The 16,240-nt window shown below is 58.2% G+C and carries 12 protein-coding genes; 9 read left to right on the top strand and 3 right to left on the bottom strand.

The features are described 5' to 3' along the window. Positions 1–121 precede the first annotated feature (121 nt). Positions 122–1,582: an amidase gene (locus tag KT71_RS16995; RefSeq protein WP_008294109.1), complete on the bottom strand. Its 1,461-nt coding sequence runs from the start codon at positions 1,580–1,582 to the stop codon at positions 122–124. A gap of 215 nt (positions 1,583–1,797) precedes the next feature. Here KT71_RS16995 and KT71_RS16990 point away from each other — a divergent pair, with 215 nt between their 5' ends. The 9 genes from KT71_RS16990 (at position 1,798) to KT71_RS21255 (ending at position 13,990) form a co-directional block, all read left to right on the top strand. Beyond that, positions 1,798–2,313 (top strand): phosphatase PAP2 family protein, encoded by a 516-nt coding sequence (locus tag KT71_RS16990; RefSeq protein WP_008294110.1) that lies wholly within the window; start codon positions 1,798–1,800, stop codon positions 2,311–2,313. A gap of 28 nt (positions 2,314–2,341) precedes the next feature. Then, a complete protein-coding gene (locus KT71_RS16985; protein ID WP_008294111.1) occupies positions 2,342–3,382 on the top strand; it encodes an MJ1255/VC2487 family glycosyltransferase in 1,041 nt (346 codons plus the stop codon). A 65-nt stretch (positions 3,383–3,447) separates the two neighbouring features. Beyond that, positions 3,448–5,205 (top strand): ABC transporter transmembrane domain-containing protein, encoded by a 1,758-nt coding sequence (locus KT71_RS16980; RefSeq protein WP_008294112.1) that lies wholly within the window; start codon positions 3,448–3,450, stop codon positions 5,203–5,205. 2 nt (positions 5,206–5,207) lie between these two features. Beyond that, a complete protein-coding gene (locus tag KT71_RS16975) occupies positions 5,208–6,245 on the top strand; it encodes an HlyD family secretion protein (protein ID WP_023660271.1) in 1,038 nt (345 codons plus the stop codon). Next, a complete protein-coding gene (locus KT71_RS16970; RefSeq protein WP_008294114.1) occupies positions 6,245–7,678 on the top strand; it encodes a TolC family protein in 1,434 nt (477 codons plus the stop codon). The genes KT71_RS16975 and KT71_RS16970 overlap by 1 nt, the downstream gene beginning before the upstream one ends. A gap of 111 nt (positions 7,679–7,789) precedes the next feature. Next, positions 7,790–8,515 (top strand): fumarate reductase cytochrome b subunit, encoded by a 726-nt coding sequence (locus KT71_RS16965; RefSeq protein ID WP_040362464.1) that lies wholly within the window; start codon positions 7,790–7,792, stop codon positions 8,513–8,515. After that, positions 8,515–10,491: a fumarate reductase flavoprotein subunit gene (locus KT71_RS16960; RefSeq protein WP_008294116.1), complete on the top strand. Its 1,977-nt coding sequence runs from the start codon at positions 8,515–8,517 to the stop codon at positions 10,489–10,491. The genes KT71_RS16965 and KT71_RS16960 overlap by 1 nt, the downstream gene beginning before the upstream one ends. After that, entirely contained in the window at positions 10,488–11,264 is a 777-nt protein-coding gene (locus tag KT71_RS16955; RefSeq protein WP_008294117.1) for a fumarate reductase iron-sulfur subunit, read from the top strand. The genes KT71_RS16960 and KT71_RS16955 overlap by 4 nt, the downstream gene beginning before the upstream one ends. Then, a complete protein-coding gene (locus KT71_RS21255; protein ID WP_008294118.1) occupies positions 11,261–13,990 on the top strand; it encodes a cation-translocating P-type ATPase in 2,730 nt (909 codons plus the stop codon). Before KT71_RS16955 ends, KT71_RS21255 begins: the two co-directional genes overlap by 4 nt. A 61-nt stretch (positions 13,991–14,051) precedes the next feature. Here the strand turns inward: KT71_RS21255 and KT71_RS16945 are convergent, their stop codons facing one another. Both KT71_RS16945 and KT71_RS16940 read right to left on the bottom strand, forming a co-directional pair. Continuing rightward, positions 14,052–14,894, bottom strand: coding sequence for an HDOD domain-containing protein (locus KT71_RS16945; RefSeq protein ID WP_008294119.1), 843 nt, complete (start codon positions 14,892–14,894; stop codon positions 14,052–14,054). A gap of 89 nt (positions 14,895–14,983) precedes the next feature. Then, positions 14,984–16,192, bottom strand: a complete 1,209-nt coding sequence (locus KT71_RS16940; protein WP_008294120.1) for an EAL and HDOD domain-containing protein — start codon at positions 16,190–16,192, stop codon at positions 14,984–14,986. Between the last annotated feature and the right edge of the window lie 48 nt (positions 16,193–16,240).

The following is a 16,240-nucleotide window of genomic DNA, read 5'->3' as shown; positions in this document are numbered from 1 at the left end:
ACCTGCTCCAAGGCAAGCAATTTTGACCGTATTTTTTACAGGGGAATGCACCATCCCAGTGCATGGCATGGCATGGAATGACATTGGATGTCACGAAGAGTTCTGAGGGCGCTGAGTGGTGCTAGTCGTTGTATCCGGGCGGCGGTACGAAGGCGCGGTGATGCGTTTCGAGGAGTCGCGCTACGGCGAGTGTCGTGCGATCCCCCAGGTAGCGACTGGCGATCTGCATGCCCACGGGCAGTCCGTCGGCGGTGGTGCCGAGGGGGACAGCGGTGGCGGGAAGATAGGCATTCAGCGTAAGCCCCGCCCACTTAAGAACGTCGGTGTAGGGACGCTCGACGCCGTTGACGGCGATGACCCGTGCCTGCATATCCGGATGATGATCGTGCTCGAAGGCGGGGACGTGAGCGCAGGGGCAGAGCAACACGTCGTAGTCGCGAAAGAACGCTTCCCAGGCGACGCGGGTGTGCTGGCGTATTTCGTTCTGCACGATCCAGCTTCTGTGCTCCATTGCGATACCTTTCATTTGTAACAGCGCTTCGCTGCGATCATCCGGATCCGCCGCCGCCACCATATCTCTTGCCATCTGGCGCACTTCCTCGGGTACATCGGCGCCGATCACCGACATAAGGATTTGCAGATAGTTTTCGTGGTTGGCCTGGGGATCAATGGCCGGGCGGGCATGACGGTCCACGTGGGCGCCGAGGTTTTCCAGGGTTTTTGCTGCGCTCTCAATATGCTCCGCTATCGACTTATCTACGCGACAGAATTCATCATCGGCCCAGACCGCCACGCGAAGATGGGAGGCATCGCGAAAGCTCGGCGTCGGCAGAGCGGGCAGGGGGTGGGCGGTGATGTCTGGCGCGGGACCGGCGAGCAGCGCCAGGGCCTGTTCAAGATCATCAACGCAGGTGGCCAGGGGGCCGGCGCAGGACAGATCCGGCTCTGACAGCACCTTGTCGCCTGGTGGCAGGTGCCCCCGTTTGGAGATGAGCTCGTAGCTGCTTTTGTGCCCGAAAACGCCGTTAAAGTGACTGGGCGTCCGAATGGAGCCGCCAATGTCGCTGCCCAACTCGAGGGGTGTTAAGCCACTCGCCAGCGCAGCGGCCGCACCGCCGGAGGAGCCGCCACAGGTGCGCTCCACGTTCCAGGGATTATTGGTGACATCGTAGATTTCATTGAATGACTGCAGATCCGCGCTCATAAAAGGCACGTTGGTTTTGCCAAAGATAATGGCTCCGGCATCCACCAGGCGCTGTACCGCTACCGCGTTTTTTTCGGGGATAAAGTCCCGGCGCTCCGGAATACCGCCCACGGTCACCAGGCCCTCGGTACACCAGGCATCCTTGATGGTCATGGGCACGCCGTGGAGGGGGCCCCAATCTTCGTTCTCGGCGGCGGCCTTGTCCGCGGCGACGGCACGCTCAAGGGCGCGATCCGTGTCGAGGGCAACCACGGCGTTGATGCCGGGATTGAATTGCTCAATGCGATCCAGATAAAACTCAAGCACCGTGACGGCAGACAGCTTGCCGGCCTTGATGTCCTGTGCGAGTCCAAAAGCGCTGCGGTAGAGAATGCTCATACTTGAATTCCAGAAAATTGGGCGGTACGGACCATGCCGTATAAAAATACCAGAGAAGAAGCTTATCGTTTTGTATGCTGTCCGGGTAAGCCCTCTTTTGACCCCGGGATATCGCCGTAGCGGATCACCGACGTCACGTTCACCGTCACAAAAAATTCACGGCAGAGGGCTTGCAGGTCATACAAGCGTCATCCCCCGAGCCTAGAGTTCGCAGTATGAGCGTTCTCGAAACTATTCAGGGCTTCGATCATCGGTCTCTCCTGCTGTCCCAGCAGTCACGGAGTTGGGGCGCTCGCCACCGTCGCCCCATTTCGCGAAGCGCCGACGGGCATTGGTATTTGGTTCTGGGGAGCGCCCTGGGCCTGCTGTCCGAAAGCGGCGAACAGTTCCTGACCCATATGCTCGTCGCCTTCGCCATCGAACGCACACTTTACTGGACCCTGAAGAACAGTTTGAAGCGTCGTCGACCCGCGGCAGCATTACCCGACTTTCAAAGCCACATCATTGCATCGGATGAATTCAGCTTTCCGTCGGGGCACACCTGCGCCGCATTTTTATTTGTGACGCTTCTGGTCCTGCACTTTGGCCTATGGCTATTGCCACTCTATGCCTGGAGCGTGGCGGTGGGCATGTCCCGCGTGTACCTCGGTGTGCACTTTCCCACGGACACCGTCGTGGGTGCCATGCTGGGCTCTTCCATCGCTCTGGCGACGGCGCAGTGGTTCGCCTAAGCATCCAAGTCAGCAGTCAATCCAGGTAATGAAAGTACTCTACGGTGTTCAGGGCACAGGTAACGGCCACCTGAGTCGCGCCCGAGCCATGGCGAAAGCCTTTGCCGCCAGGGATATCAATGTGGATTATCTGTTCAGCGGTCGCCCCGCTGAACGCTACTTTGATATGCAGGCGTTCGGGCATTTTCGCACGCTTCCCGGGCTTACCTTTGCGAGCTCCCGCGGTCGCTTGTCCTACCTGAAAACCTTTTTCGGGAACAACTACTGGCATCTTGTGCGCGATGTACTGACACTGGATCTTCAGGACTACGATCTTGTGCTGACGGACTTTGAACCAATTACCGCCTGGGCCGGTTGGCTGCGGGGCAAAACCGTTGTCAGCATGGGACACCAGCCGGCTTTTGATCATCGGGTTCCCGTCGCGGGCCACGATTTTAGATCCCAATGGGTCATGCGCATGTTCGCCCCCGGCAGTGTCCGCCTCGGCATGCATTGGGACAGTTTTAAAGCACCCATACTCCCACCCATCGTCAACGTGGAGCATGCTGCCGATAAAAGTGAGCAGCGCAAGGTGGTGGTGTATCTGCCCTTTGAAGAGCAGGAAGAGGTGCAGGCGCTTCTGGCGCAGTTACCGGAGTATGAGTTTTACATTTATGCCCCGGGCAACAAGACGGCCCGGCGGGCAAACCTGCACATCCTGCCCACATCGTTGCAGGGCTTTCAGTCGGATCTTTCCGATTGCGCGGCGGTGATCTGTAACGCGGGATTCGAGCTGTCCAGCGAGTGTCTGGCCCTGGGTAAACGCCTCTTGGTAAAGCCGCTGAGTCGGCAGATGGAGCAGTCTTCCAACGCCCTTGCGCTAAAGCAGCTGGGATACGGCGATGTCCTGGAGAGTTTGCGACTGGAGCCCATTCGCGATTGGTTGGCGTCCCATACGCCGGTGAGACGCGTTCATTATCCGGATGTTGCCAGTGAAATTGTGCAGTGGCTCACCCAGGGTGATCTTCGGCGGGCTTCACAGCAGGCCCTGAGTGATCGATTGTGGGAACGGGTGGTTGTGGGGCCCTGAAATACCCAACCAAAACGATCGGGTTTACGTATAATAGATAATTATCGAACCTGACCTTCTTTCTCATGGCTGACAAACACATCGCATCAGAGACTTCTCTTTCGTCCCTGTTTAGCTTTTTTATCGGTATTCTGGCGCCGGAGCGCAGCTACTACGTGCTGGCCATCATCTATGGCATAGGTATCAGCCTGTTGTCCCTGGCGACGCCCGTGTCCGTTCAGATGCTGATCAACACGGTGGCTAACATCGGCCTGACGACGCCGCTGGTGGTGTTGTCGCTGACGCTGTTCTTTCTGCTGCTCCTTGCCGGCAGCCTGAACGCCCTTCGGATCTACATCATGGATGTGTTCGGGCGCCGATTTTATGCCCGTATGGTGTCCGAGATTGCGCTTCGCACCATCTACGCCCGCAACCCCTATTTTGATGACCGTGGCAAGAGCGCTCTGTTCAACCGCTACTTCGATATCGTCATTATCATGAAGATGCTGCCCAATCTGCTGGTTGGGGGCTTCACTATCCTGCTTCAGACTGTGGTTGGTTTCCTCCTGGTGTCGTCTTATCACCCGGTGTTGCTGGCCTTTAATGCGGGTATCGCGCTGCTGATCTGGCTGGTGTGGTTCATTTGGGGGCGGCGGGGTATCCGCAGTGCTGTGGAGCTCTCCCACCGCAAGCACTACAGCGCATCCTGGCTGGAGTCATTGGGGCATGCCAATGGTTTTTATAAAAGTGAAATGCACATTGCCGAGGCGCTCCGACGTACCGATGACGTCACGGCTTCCTACATGGAACAACATCGCCTGCATTTTCGGCATCATTTTTCCCAGACCCTGAGCTTTTTGTTCATCTACGCCGCGGCCAGTGCTGCGCTCCTCGGACTCGGCGGCTGGCTGGTGATCAGCGGTGAACTGTCCCTGGGGCAGCTGGTGGCGGCGGAGCTGGTGCTTTCCGTGGTGTTCCTCGGGGTGTCGCAAATGGGGATCTATCTGAGCTATCTCTACGATGTCTGCGGAGCCGTGGACGAGCTCTCGCTGTTTTTCCGCGTTGAGCAGGATATGCCCGACAAGGCCCATACGCGAATCGATGGAGACTCTTCACTCAGTTTCAGTAAGGTTGTGGTGGCGCCTTCGATCACCCTGGATTTCAAGATTCCTGCCCGCTCGCGGGTTTGTGTCTACGCTGACAGCCATCGGGCCCAGCGGGTGTTTACCAATCTCGTGCGCGGCCACGAGTCTCCTGACAGCGGTTACATCGCAGTCGGCGGCATGGATCTTCGGGAGCTCAAGGCCTACGAAAAGCGCCAGGAAATCATCATGCTGGATCGGCCCAATGCCGTGGAAGCGAGTATTCGGGAGTATCTGCGGCTATCGGCGTCCAATAGCGAGTCCGTAGATGTCATGAAGGTGCTGGAGATTGTGGGTCTCGCCGAAACCGTGACACAGCTGCCCCAGGGCCTGGATACAGAGCTGGTGGGTACGGGCTGGCCCCTCTCCATTGTGGAAACGATGCAGCTCAAGCTGGCCGCGGCCATCATCGCCAAGCCCCGCATATTGGTGCTGACGCAGGCCTATGACGCTATGCCGGAAGTGTTTTTGCTGCGCGCCATGGAGGCCCTTCAGGAACGTTGCGAAACCACTATTGTCTACTTCACCTACGAAAATATTGATTTGCGTTTTGATCACTATTTGCAACTGGGTTTTGAGCAGCAGGTCATGGTGACGGACTATGAGTCTCTGTGTGATCTTATGGGGCTGGAGGAGCATCCCATGCGCACGCCCCTGTCGATTTACGGCGAGAACGCCGCCGAATTGAACGGGGAGCAGTGATCGTGCCTTTGTTCGATTATCACAACGAGAAATTCACGACGCTTAACGGCATAGGCGTTCCCCGCGTTGCGCGTGCCGTGGGCATTGGGCTGCTGTTCTTCTTCGTCGTGGTGGGTCTGTTTCTGACTTTTGTGCCCTGGGTGCAGACGGCCAGCGGCCCCGGTAATGTCACGGCATTGAATCCCAATGATCGCATGCAGGAAATCAACGCCCTGGTGCCGGGCCGGATTCAGGAGTGGTACGTGCGCGACGGGTCCCGGGTCAAAGTAGGGGATCCCATCGTTCGCATCGTCGATAACGACCCCCAACTGCTGGAGCGCTTGCAAGCGGAGCGGGGGCAGGTGCTGGCCAAGCTGACCGCTGCGGAAACGGCCCTGGAAATCGCCCAGATCGATAAGCGCCGCATGGAAAAACTGTTTGACGAAGGACTCTCGGCGCGCCGGGAGTTTGAACAGGCACGTATTCGCGTAGAGCAGCTGCGTGCCGATGTGGCCCAGGCGGGGGCCGAGCTCAGTCGCGTGGACGTCAATCTTTCACGGCAATCGGTACAGATTGTTCGCGCGCCGCGGGACGGCACGATCCTGCGCGTAAACGCCGGCGATGCGGCCACCTTTATCAGTGCTGGACAGGTAGTGGCGACTTTTGTGCCCGATAACGCCGAGCGGGCGATCGAGATGTTTATCGATGGTCGGGACATTGCCCTGGTAAGGGAAGGCGCCAGGGTGCGCATTCAGTTTGAGGGTTGGCCCGTTATTCAAATCAGTGGTTGGCCCTCCGTGGCGGTGGGTACCTTCAGCGGACACGTGATTGCCATTGATCCCACGGCGCAGGCCAACGGTCGTTTTCGTATCCTCGTGGAGGAGGACGAGGACACGGGCGTGGCGTGGCCGGACCGGCGCTTTGTGCGCTTTGGCTCCAAGGCTCGCGGTTGGGTTCTCTTGGAGGAAGTGTCCGTCGGTTACGAGATCTGGCGTCAGCTGAACAACTTCCCGCCGAACTTTCCCGGTCAGGGCGACCCCATGGTGACGTCAGGCCAGTGATGCTTCGCGCCATAGTGTTTATCGGACTTTTGGGTGCGTCGTCCCTGCGTGCGGATGTGCCCTTGGCGCAGATGCCCCTGCTCCCCGAGGAGGTCCTTGCGGCGTCAGAGGAGCACTTTCCTTCTATTCTCAAAGCCCTGGCCCAGCGTCAGGCGGCGGTCGGCCGGGTGACGGAATCTCTGGGTGCCTTTGATCTCGTGTTTGGCGCCGACGGTTTTGATCGCGTGGATGGTTTTTATGACGGCACGGCGGTGGGAGGCAAGGTCATCAAACCCCTGCGTCCCCTCGGTGCAAAGCTGTACGGTGAGTATTCCCTGTCCAATGGTGACTTCCCCATTTATGAGGATCAGTATTTCACCAATAATGGCGGTACGGCAAAGCTCGGCGTGTTGTTCAGCGTGTTCCGCGATCGGGATATTGATGCGCGACGCTTTGGTCAGATCGATGCGGAGCTCGCGTTGCAGCAGGCCGAGCTCGATGTGTTGCTCACCAAGGTGGGTGTTCAGCAGCGCGCTCTGGCAGCCTATTGGCGCTGGGTCGCTGCGGGCCAGGAGCTCGCGGTATATGATAATCTGCTGCGTATAGCCCTGGAGCGGGAAACCGGTCTGGAGCGTGAAGTGAGCAGCGGTCGCAGGGCGGCGATTTTTATTACCGAGAACCGGCAGAATATTACCAGGCGGCAGACGCTCATGACCGCGGCCCGCAGGGACTTTGAGGTGGCGGCTAATCAGCTGGCTTTTTATCTCCGCGATGAAACCGGAGAGCCCCTGACCCCCGATGTACAGCGCTTACCGGCGGAAACGCAGTTTGGTGTTTTGCCTCCGGTACCGACGGAGGCCTCCCTGAATGTGCCCGCGCTGCTGGAGCAGCGGCCCGAGCTGCGTATTCTGCAAACGGGCGCCGAGCGGGCGTTGCAGAAAATCGCGCTGTCAGAAAATGAATTGAAGCCCCGCCTCGATTTAAATCTCGAGATTGCTGAGGGTTTTGGATCCATCGGTGAAGGTGGTGCATCCCGGGATGGCACGGACGCCATTGTCGGTTTTACCTTCACGGTGCCCCTGGAGCGTCGCCAGGCCAAAGGTAAGATCACCCAGGCCCGGGCCGAGCTGGAATCCTTGCGGCAGGAGCAGCGTCGCCTCGAGGATCAGGTGGAGATTGAGCTGCGCAATATCCTTTTGGAGCTCGATACGGCGCGGGAACTCATGGAGTTGGCAAAACAGGACGTGGAGCTGTCCGAGACCATGAGGCAGGCAGAGGTGCGTCGCTTCGAGCAGGGCGCCAGTGATTTCTTTCTCGTCAATATTCGAGAAGAAACCGCCGCGGATGCCCGTGTGCGTTTTTATAATGCCTATCAGCGAACCCGCGTTGCGCAGGCAAATTTCGATGCAGCGACGGTGAATCTTTCGCGTCTGGGTATCGACGAGGCATTTTAAGGGCCCGGCAGGCGTTTCCTTGCGTCAGGTCAATATTTCTTCAGGGTGCTACCCGCATACTTTGTGATACATAAAGTACAGAAGTCCCAGGGACTCAGGCGCGGGTTTTATTTGCTAGTACCTTCCGATAAGCGCTGGCCAGCGTGGTTGGATTTGCTTCAGGGCCTTACAGGTCTCCTGCTGGTCATCTTCATGTGGGCGCATCTCTTCGCGGTATCCAGCATCTTGCTGGGCAAACCCGCCATGTATGCAGTGACCCGGTTTTTTGAGGGGGCTCTTTTCTTTGCCACTCCCCAGCCCTGGCTGGTGAGTCTTGTCGCTCTGGCGATTTTTACCTTGTTTGTCACGCATACGCTGCTTGCCCTTCGCAAAATTCCGGCGGGGTATCGGCAATGGCGGGCATGGATCATCCACATGCGCGGTATGCGTCACGAAGAAACCAGTCTGTGGCTTCTTCAGGTGGTTACCGGCCTGGTGCTGATGTTCTTTGCCACAGCCCATCTACTTGAACTGTTTATCCATCCGGCAGACATCGGGCCGCATGCGTCCGCGGCGCGCATAGCCGACGGCGGGTGGGTGCTGGGATTGGTGCTGCTCCTGTCCGTAGAGGTGCATGCCGGCGTTGGCCTGTATCGTTTGATCATCAAGTGGGGTTGGTTTGGCTGGGGCGACACGGTACATAAGCGGCGTCGGCTCCGTCGCGCGGTTTATGCATTGATCGCCTTCTTTTTGTTGCTGGGACTGGCGACTCAGCAAGCGTATCTGCGCATTGGGCAGGAAGAGTCCGTGCGGGCAGGGCTCCGCTACAGTCCTCCCGGTATGGAGGTGCGGCACTGATGGAGGTGATCTACACCGACACCCTGGTTGTAGGCGGTGGTCTCGCAGGCCTGCGCGTAGCCATCGCGGCAAAGCGTCGGGGACTGGAGGTGCTGACTCTGAGCCTGGTCCCGCCAAAACGCTCTCACTCAGCGGCCGCCCAGGGAGGTATGCAGGCCAGCCTTGGGAACAGCTGTAAGGGACGCGGTGATAACGAGAGCGTGCACTTTGCGGATACAGTACGGGGCAGCGATTGGGGTGCCGACCAGCTGGTGGTGCGCATGTTCGCGGAGACAGCGCCTAAGGCTATTCGAGAACTCGCGGCCTGGGGCGTGCCCTGGAACCGTGTAGAGCGCGGCGACCATGAAGTGGTGGTCAATGGCAAGCGAATCACCATCACCGAATCCGACAGGGCCCACGGTCTTATCACAGCTCGAAACTTCGGCGGCACTGCGCACTGGCGAGCCAGCTATGTCTCTGATGGCACGGGCCATTCCATGTTGTACACCATGTCTGATCGAGCGGTGGCCGAGTCCATTCCGGTGCACGAACGCATGGAGGCGATGGCACTGATCTGTGACGGGGAACGCTGCTGCGGTGTGGTGGCTCGGGATCTGAAATCCGGTGGTTTGCTTGCTTACGTCGCGCGCGCAACCTGTATCGCAACCGGGGGCTTCGGGCGTCTCTACCGTGTGTCTACCAATGCCATCATTAACGAGGGTATGGGCGCTGCGATTGCCCTGGAGAGCGGCCGTGCCGTTCTTGGCAACATGGAGGCGGTGCAATTTCATCCCACGGGGATTTTTCCCGCGGGCATTCTTGTCACCGAGGGCTGCCGTGGCGATGGTGGATTGCTGCTGGATGGCGCCGGGCATCGCTTTATGCCGGACTACGAGCCCGAGAAGATGGAGCTCGCATCGCGGGATGTGGTGTCCCGACGTATGGAGGAGCATATCCGCGCCGGCCATGCTGCCCGGAGTCGCTTTGGAGAGCACCTGTGGCTGGACATTCGACTGCTGGGTGCATCACATATCAATTCCCGACTCCGGGAAGTCAAAGAAATATGCCAGCACTTTCTGGGTATCGATCCAGCGGAGACGCTGATTCCCGTGCGCCCCGCGCAGCACTACTCCATGGGAGGAATTCGCACCGATTATCGCGGTGGGGCTTACGGATTAAAGGGGCTGTTCGCGGCGGGGGAGGCGGCCTGCTGGGATCTCCACGGTTTCAATCGTCTTGGTGGGAACTCTGTGGCGGAAACCGTCGTTGCGGGCATGCTCGTGGGCGAATACCTGGCTGACTTCTGTGAGAGCAATGAAGGGGAACTGCGGGTATCCCCCCGTCTCGCGCAGGATGCCATCGCCGCCGAAGCCCACAGCCTCAGGTCTCTGGTTTCGGGGAGCGACTCGGCGAACCCGCTGTTGCTCATGTCTGAAATGCAAAACCTGATGACAAATAATGTGGGTATTTTCCGGCATGAAGAAACCCTTGAGGAGGCGGTCAGAGAACTCGAGAGCTTGCTCCAGAGAAGCCGTTCCTGCCGATTAGCAAGCAGTCGTCCCGGGGCAAACCCTGAGCTGGTTGCGGCGTACCGACTGCCCCGCATGTTGAAGCTTGCCCTCTGCGTTGCCCGGGGGGCGTTGGCTCGCACTGAAAGTCGCGGTGCTCATTATCGGGAAGACTACCCACGACGGAATGATCGTGAGTGGCTCAACCGCACCCTGGCGACGTGGTCAGACGGCGATGGAGGCGTGGTACTCGACTATGAAAGCATTGATGTAGCGACCATGGAGCTGCCCCCGGGGTGGCGCGGCTACGGTGCAGAGGATTTCATTCCGCACCCCGATACCGCGGCTCGACGCGAAGAAGTAACCGCTGTCGCTGAACGTTTTAGTTCGGCGGAGGACCGACAGGAGGCATTGATGCCGTTTCGCAGCGCGCTTCCTCCGCGCTATCAGGGATTGAACAAGAGAATCGGCACGGAGGAAGACTCATGATCGCAGCGCAGGCTGGCGATGTTTTGGCCAGCGACCATGGCCATGCCCCTGGAAAGGCTCTCTTTACCCTTGAGGTTCTCCGCTGCAATCCGGGAGATTCCGCGGATCAGCCGCACTGGCAGAGCTATTTTGTGGAGTTGACGGAAGGTATGACGCTCTTTATTGCCTTGTCAGAAATACGTGAGCAACAGGATCCGTCGCTCCAGTTTGATTTTGTGTGCCGTGCCGGTATCTGCGGGTCCTGCGCCATGCTGATCAATGGGCGCCCCGGGCTGGCCTGCTGCACGCTGCTGGCGGAGCTGCCAAGTCCCACGCGTCTTGCGCCCCTTCCCGGTTTTGCGCTTATCGGCGATCTGTCGGTGGACACGGGTCGATGGATGCGCGGCATGAGCGAGCGCTTGGAGACCTGGATTACCGGGGCGTCGACCGAGAGGGATATTTGCGAGATCGAGGCGCCTATGGAGCCCTCCCTTGCGGAAGAGATCTACGAACTGGAGCGCTGTATCGAGTGCGGGTGTTGCGTAGCTGCCTGCGGTACGGCGCAAATGCACGAGGACTTTGTCACCGCGGTGGGTCTGAACAAGCTGGCACGTTATCGCCTGGATCCCAGGGATGACCGGGAAGACGCCGCGTTTTACGAACTCATTGGGAATGATGACGGCGTTTTTGCCTGTATGAGTCTTTTGGGCTGCGAGGATGTCTGCCCCAAAAATCTCCCCCTGAGTACGCAGATCGCTTATCTCCGGCGGGCGATGTTGCGCGAGTCTCTATGATTCAGTCCGAGTCACCGATACGTGCCTATGCACTGTCCGAAGAGGATGTGCTTGATGGTCTTGAAACGGCGGCGGAGGGCCTGACGCAGGCTCAGGCGGACAGACGCCTGGAGAAGTATGGCCCCAATGAAATAGCGTTCAGGAAGACGCCTGCGTGGCTGCGTTTTCTCCGTCAGTTCAATGACCCCATGGTCATCATCCTGTTGCTTACGGCGGCTGTAACGGGGGTGTTGACCGCTCTTGGCAGTCATATGCTCCCCGATACCATTGTCATTGTTTCCGTGGTGGTTCTGAACGCGGTGTTGGGCTTTGTGCAGGAGGGCAAGGCCGAGGGTGCTCTCGACGCACTTCGCAATATGATGGTGCCGGAGTGTCTGGTGCTCCGGGATGGAGAGCGTCAACGACTACCCTCCCGACTGTTGGTGCCCGGCGACATCGTTGTGTTGGAGGCGGGGGATAAGATTCCGGCGGATTTGCGATTCATCGATGTCAGTAACCTTCATGTCGATGAGTCCTCGCTTACGGGGGAATCCGTTCCCGTAGAAAAGATCACAGCTGCGCTGAGTGGGGAATCACTGGTCCCCGGGGACCAGCGCAATATCGGTTTTTCCGGGACCTACGTGAGTCAGGGTACGGGCCGGGCCGCCGTGTTTGCTACCGGAGGCGCTACGGCTTTTGGCCAGATAGCCGATATGGTCAAGAGCGCTGGAAATGAGGCCACTCCCCTGCAGCGCAAACTGCAGGAGTTCGTCCGGAGCCTGATTTTTGCGATCCTCGCTGTGGGTGCCTTCAATTTTATCCTGGGCATTTACCTGGGCTATGCGATCAGTTACAGCTTTCTGGGAGCCGTGTCTCTAGTGGTTGCCGCCATCCCTGAAATGCTGCCCGCACTGGTGACTTCTGTCCTCGCGTTGTCCGGTGTGGTGATGGCGCGCCGTAAGGCACTGATACGCCGGCTGCCGGCAGCGGAGACGCTGGGGGCAACGTCGGTAATCTGCTCTGACAAAACAGGGACCCTCACGGAAAACCGCATGACAGTAACCCGGGTGTATGCGGGGGGGCAGATCTTTACCGTCAGTGGTGGCAGCAAAACCCTGGAAGGCACCTTTAGCCTCGACGGCCCCGTCAGTGTTCCTGATCATTTGGCCTTGCAGCGGGTTTTGGAAGTGGGATATGACTGCAACGATGCCCGGGTTCACGGGGGCGATGCTATCGGTGATCCCACGGAGGTTGCCCTGCGTGTCGCGGGGGTTCGTGCTGGTCTGATTACCGCGGGTGTAAGACGTATCGAGGAAATGCCCTTTGATTCGTCGACCAAGTTTATGGCGGTGCTGGTCGACCGCGACGGGCAGCGCTGCATCTATGTAAAGGGTGCACCCGAGGTTGTTCTGGGGATGTGTGATCAGGAAATCGATGAAAGGGGCGATGCCGCACCCTTGCGAGAAGCCCGTGTCAGCCAAACGGCGACAGCCTTTGCCAGCGATGCGTTGCGGACCCTGGGTTTTGCTTTTAAGGTCGTAGCCCCCGATAAGCCGGACTTGCGCATAGAGGACCTCGAAGGGCTTTGCTTTGCGGGCTTGCAGGGCATGATTGATCCACCCAAACAGTCGGCCATTGAGGCGGTCGCCGCCTGTCGACAGGCGGGAATACGGACCGTGATGATCACCGGCGACCACCCGGGGACTGCACAAGCGGTTGCGCACCAGTTGGGTATTGACGGGGCGCACGTTCTTACGGGTGTTGAGTTATCCGTCCTTAGCGAAGATGCCCTGCGGGAAACCGTTGAAAAAGTTTCGGTATATGCACGAGTTGCTCCGGAGCACAAAAAAGCCATTGCAGAAGCGCTAAAGGCAAACGGCCATGTGGTCGCCATGACCGGCGACGGTGTGAATGATGCGCCGGCCTTGAAGGCAGCGGATATCGGTATCGCCATGGGCGTGGGGGGCACTGAAGTCGCCAAGGAAGCGGCTGACATGGTGTTGGAGGACGACAACTTCGCAACCATCGTCGCCGCGGTAGAAGAGGGGCGCCATGCCTGGAACAATCTGCAAAAAGCGATCCTGTATACCTTACCGACAAACGCTGCACAGGCCCTGCTGATCCTGGGAGCAGTTTCCCTGGCTTCCCTGGTGCCTCTGTTTTCGGCGCGCTTTGTACTCGAGCCCGTGCAGATTCTTTGGGTAAACTTACTGGACTCGGTACTTCTCACCATGCCCCTGATGCTTGAGGCAAAGGAGCGAGGCCTGTTACTTGCGCCTCCGCGGGCCGCCGATACCCATATTATCGACACCTTGTTTCTTCAAAGAGTCCTGGCCCTTGGGCTGGCAATTGCTCTGCCGGGTTTTCTGGTCTACTACTACTTCGGCAGTGCGGCGGTGAACGCCCAGGGTGAAATCATTGATGCTTTGCTCCTGACGCAGGCACAAACTGCCGCGTTCTGGGGCATTCTTCTGGCGCACTTTGGATATCTTGTCAGTGCGCGTTCCGTGCGTCGCTCGGCGTTTACTTTCAACCCCTTCGGAAATCGCTGGCTACTCGGGGGAATTATGCTCAGCGTGCTCATCCGCCTCATACCAACTCTGGTCCCGGAGGCAGCTGCTTTGTTTAGGACCGCGCCATTTCCCATGGACTGGTGGCCCGTGATTTTGCTGTGCTTCCTGCCGAGCTTTATTGTTATTGAATCGGACAAGTTTTTGCGGACGGCTCTGTCGTCGAAACCGCGCTGATTCTGATGCACTCAAGGTAACTCACGGTTTGTGTTTTTACCGTGAGGGGCGCGAGGTGCTGCTAGCCAGTGAGCGCCTCCACCATTGACTGGATTTCTTCTTCGTTCTCTTCCAGCACCTTGGCCAATTGCTCGCTGTTCATACGGAGCCTCGCCAGCGCATCAAGGTCGCTCAGTTCGCCAGCAACCTTTACTCCGGCACGAGCGAGAATATTGGCGATGAACAGAACGTCGCTGACATCCGCTGATGATATGCGGTCCCGCTCCTTAAGCTCCTGCTCATCGACACCGATGGCGATGGACTCGGGAAAATTCCAGGACTCCACAATGGCCCGGGCTACACCGGTGTGCCACTGGCCGATCAAAGTGTCGATGGCCTCGCGATCGGAGAACAACTCTGGATGGTCTGCAGCTTTTGTGAGGATGTAGAACTTGCCCACTGCATGCAACAGTCCCGCAAGCATGGCCTCGTCAGGTTTTCCCGCAAACTTGCTTTGTTTGCCCAGAACATAACTCAAGGATGCCACTTTGACGCTGTGCTGGCGAAGCTTGTTGAGGTCGTCAATAAAGGGACTGCCAGCGGGGAAGTTGAAGGCTTCTCTGGCGGCAAAGGACACGGCGGCGTTTTGCACCATATCCATACCCACGCGGGAGATGGCAGTGTTGATGTCTGTGACTTCCATGGGGCCCCGACGCATCATCGCGGAGTTCGCCATGCGCATCAGTCTTGCTGCCAGTGCCGGTTCGCCGGCAATAATAATCCCCAAGGAGTTAATGTCTGAGTCCGGGTCTGATACACAGCGCTGGACGCGCATGGCGGTATCGGGAAATGGCGGCAGGTCAAATTCGCCTGCGGCCAGCTCGATGCCCAACTGGCGTACAAACTCAAATGCGGGGTTACTCATCGTTTCCGTTCCTGTGGATTATTGTTGGTGCCCTCAAAATCGCGGCTAAGTTTAGCAGCACTTACCGCATTTTGGGGCACCTTATAACCCTAGGCGTTCGCCATTCCCGACAGTGTCTCGTCGGCCCACTGAGTGGCGGCTTGATGGAGTTCCGCCACCCGGGGCGCCGGTATCTGAAACGGCTCGAAACCGGATAACTCTCCTTGCTCCAAGGCTTTTGCCAACTGCAGGCACTCGCCCCTGACACCCTGGTGCTGACACAGCGCTTCCATGAGATCTTCGGTCAATGAAAGAGTCTGGAGTACTTCCTCGAGGGGAGCGTCCATAAGTGCATCAAGCACCGAGAACAGCCCCACGGTAAAAAAAGAATCCGTGCCCTCCTGGTTTGCTTCTTCTGCCATCAGCTCCAGAAAGCGGCCGCGTATCAGGGTCATGGTGATCAATTCGCCGGGCTTGTCATCCAGCCTTGCCATGATCAGCAGGGTTACCCACCGCCGGATCGTCTCCCGACCGATATAGATCACCGCTTCGCGGATGGAGTCGATCTGTCGGCTCAAACCTGCGGCAGGGGAGTTGGCGTAGTTCATAGCGCGGACAGAAATCGCAACATCCCGGCTGACTAATTCGCTGAGATCTTCGATTTCGGTTTCGGGGTTGTTGATCTGGGACATCAGCTGCATGACAGCAAGCTTGTTCGCCGCCAAACGCTTGCCCGTGACGACCTTGGGTTTGGCGAAGAAGTACCCCTGAAAGTAATCACAGCCCAGGCTTTTTAGCGTCTCGAACTCTTCATTGGTTTCCACTTTTTCGGCTAGGACCTTCACCCCCAGATCCTTTAGCCGACTGATTTCGGCGCCCCAGTTCTCCGGTGCTATCTCGGGAATCTCCAGCTTTACGATAGAAACGTGTTTAAGAGCCGCGTCGAAGCGCGCGTCGTAGACAAAATCGTCCAGGGCAAGGGTGTAGCCCCGCTCGCCAAGCACCTTCATGCCCTCGATCACCGCATCGTCTATCTCGACATGTTCCAGCACCTCGAGGACCACGTTGTCCGGTGCAAAGGGTAGTAACTCGGGTTCGGATAAAAACCGGCGTGGAAGATTGATAAACGCAGGGCGCTCACCCACCAACTCTGGAAGTCCGACTTCCTCACTGATGTTAAGCACCTGCGCAGTGGCAAGATCATCGTCGAGGTCCTGGGGTGCGGCTCCCGTGTCGGCGCTGCGAAAAAGCAGTTCGTAGGCAAATAGCTTGAGGCTCTGATCAAAAATAGGTTGTCGGGCAATAAAAAAGTCGGACATGGACAGCGGTCCTTTACAAAAGAGGCGACACGCGGGGAGTCAATGGCG

Origin of the sequence: Congregibacter litoralis KT71, from assembly GCF_000153125.2 — a bacterium.
Lineage (GTDB): Bacteria > Pseudomonadota > Gammaproteobacteria > Pseudomonadales > Halieaceae > Congregibacter > Congregibacter litoralis.
Note: the sequence above shows the minus strand (reverse complement) of the source record. Positions and strands in the feature narration are given on the sequence as shown.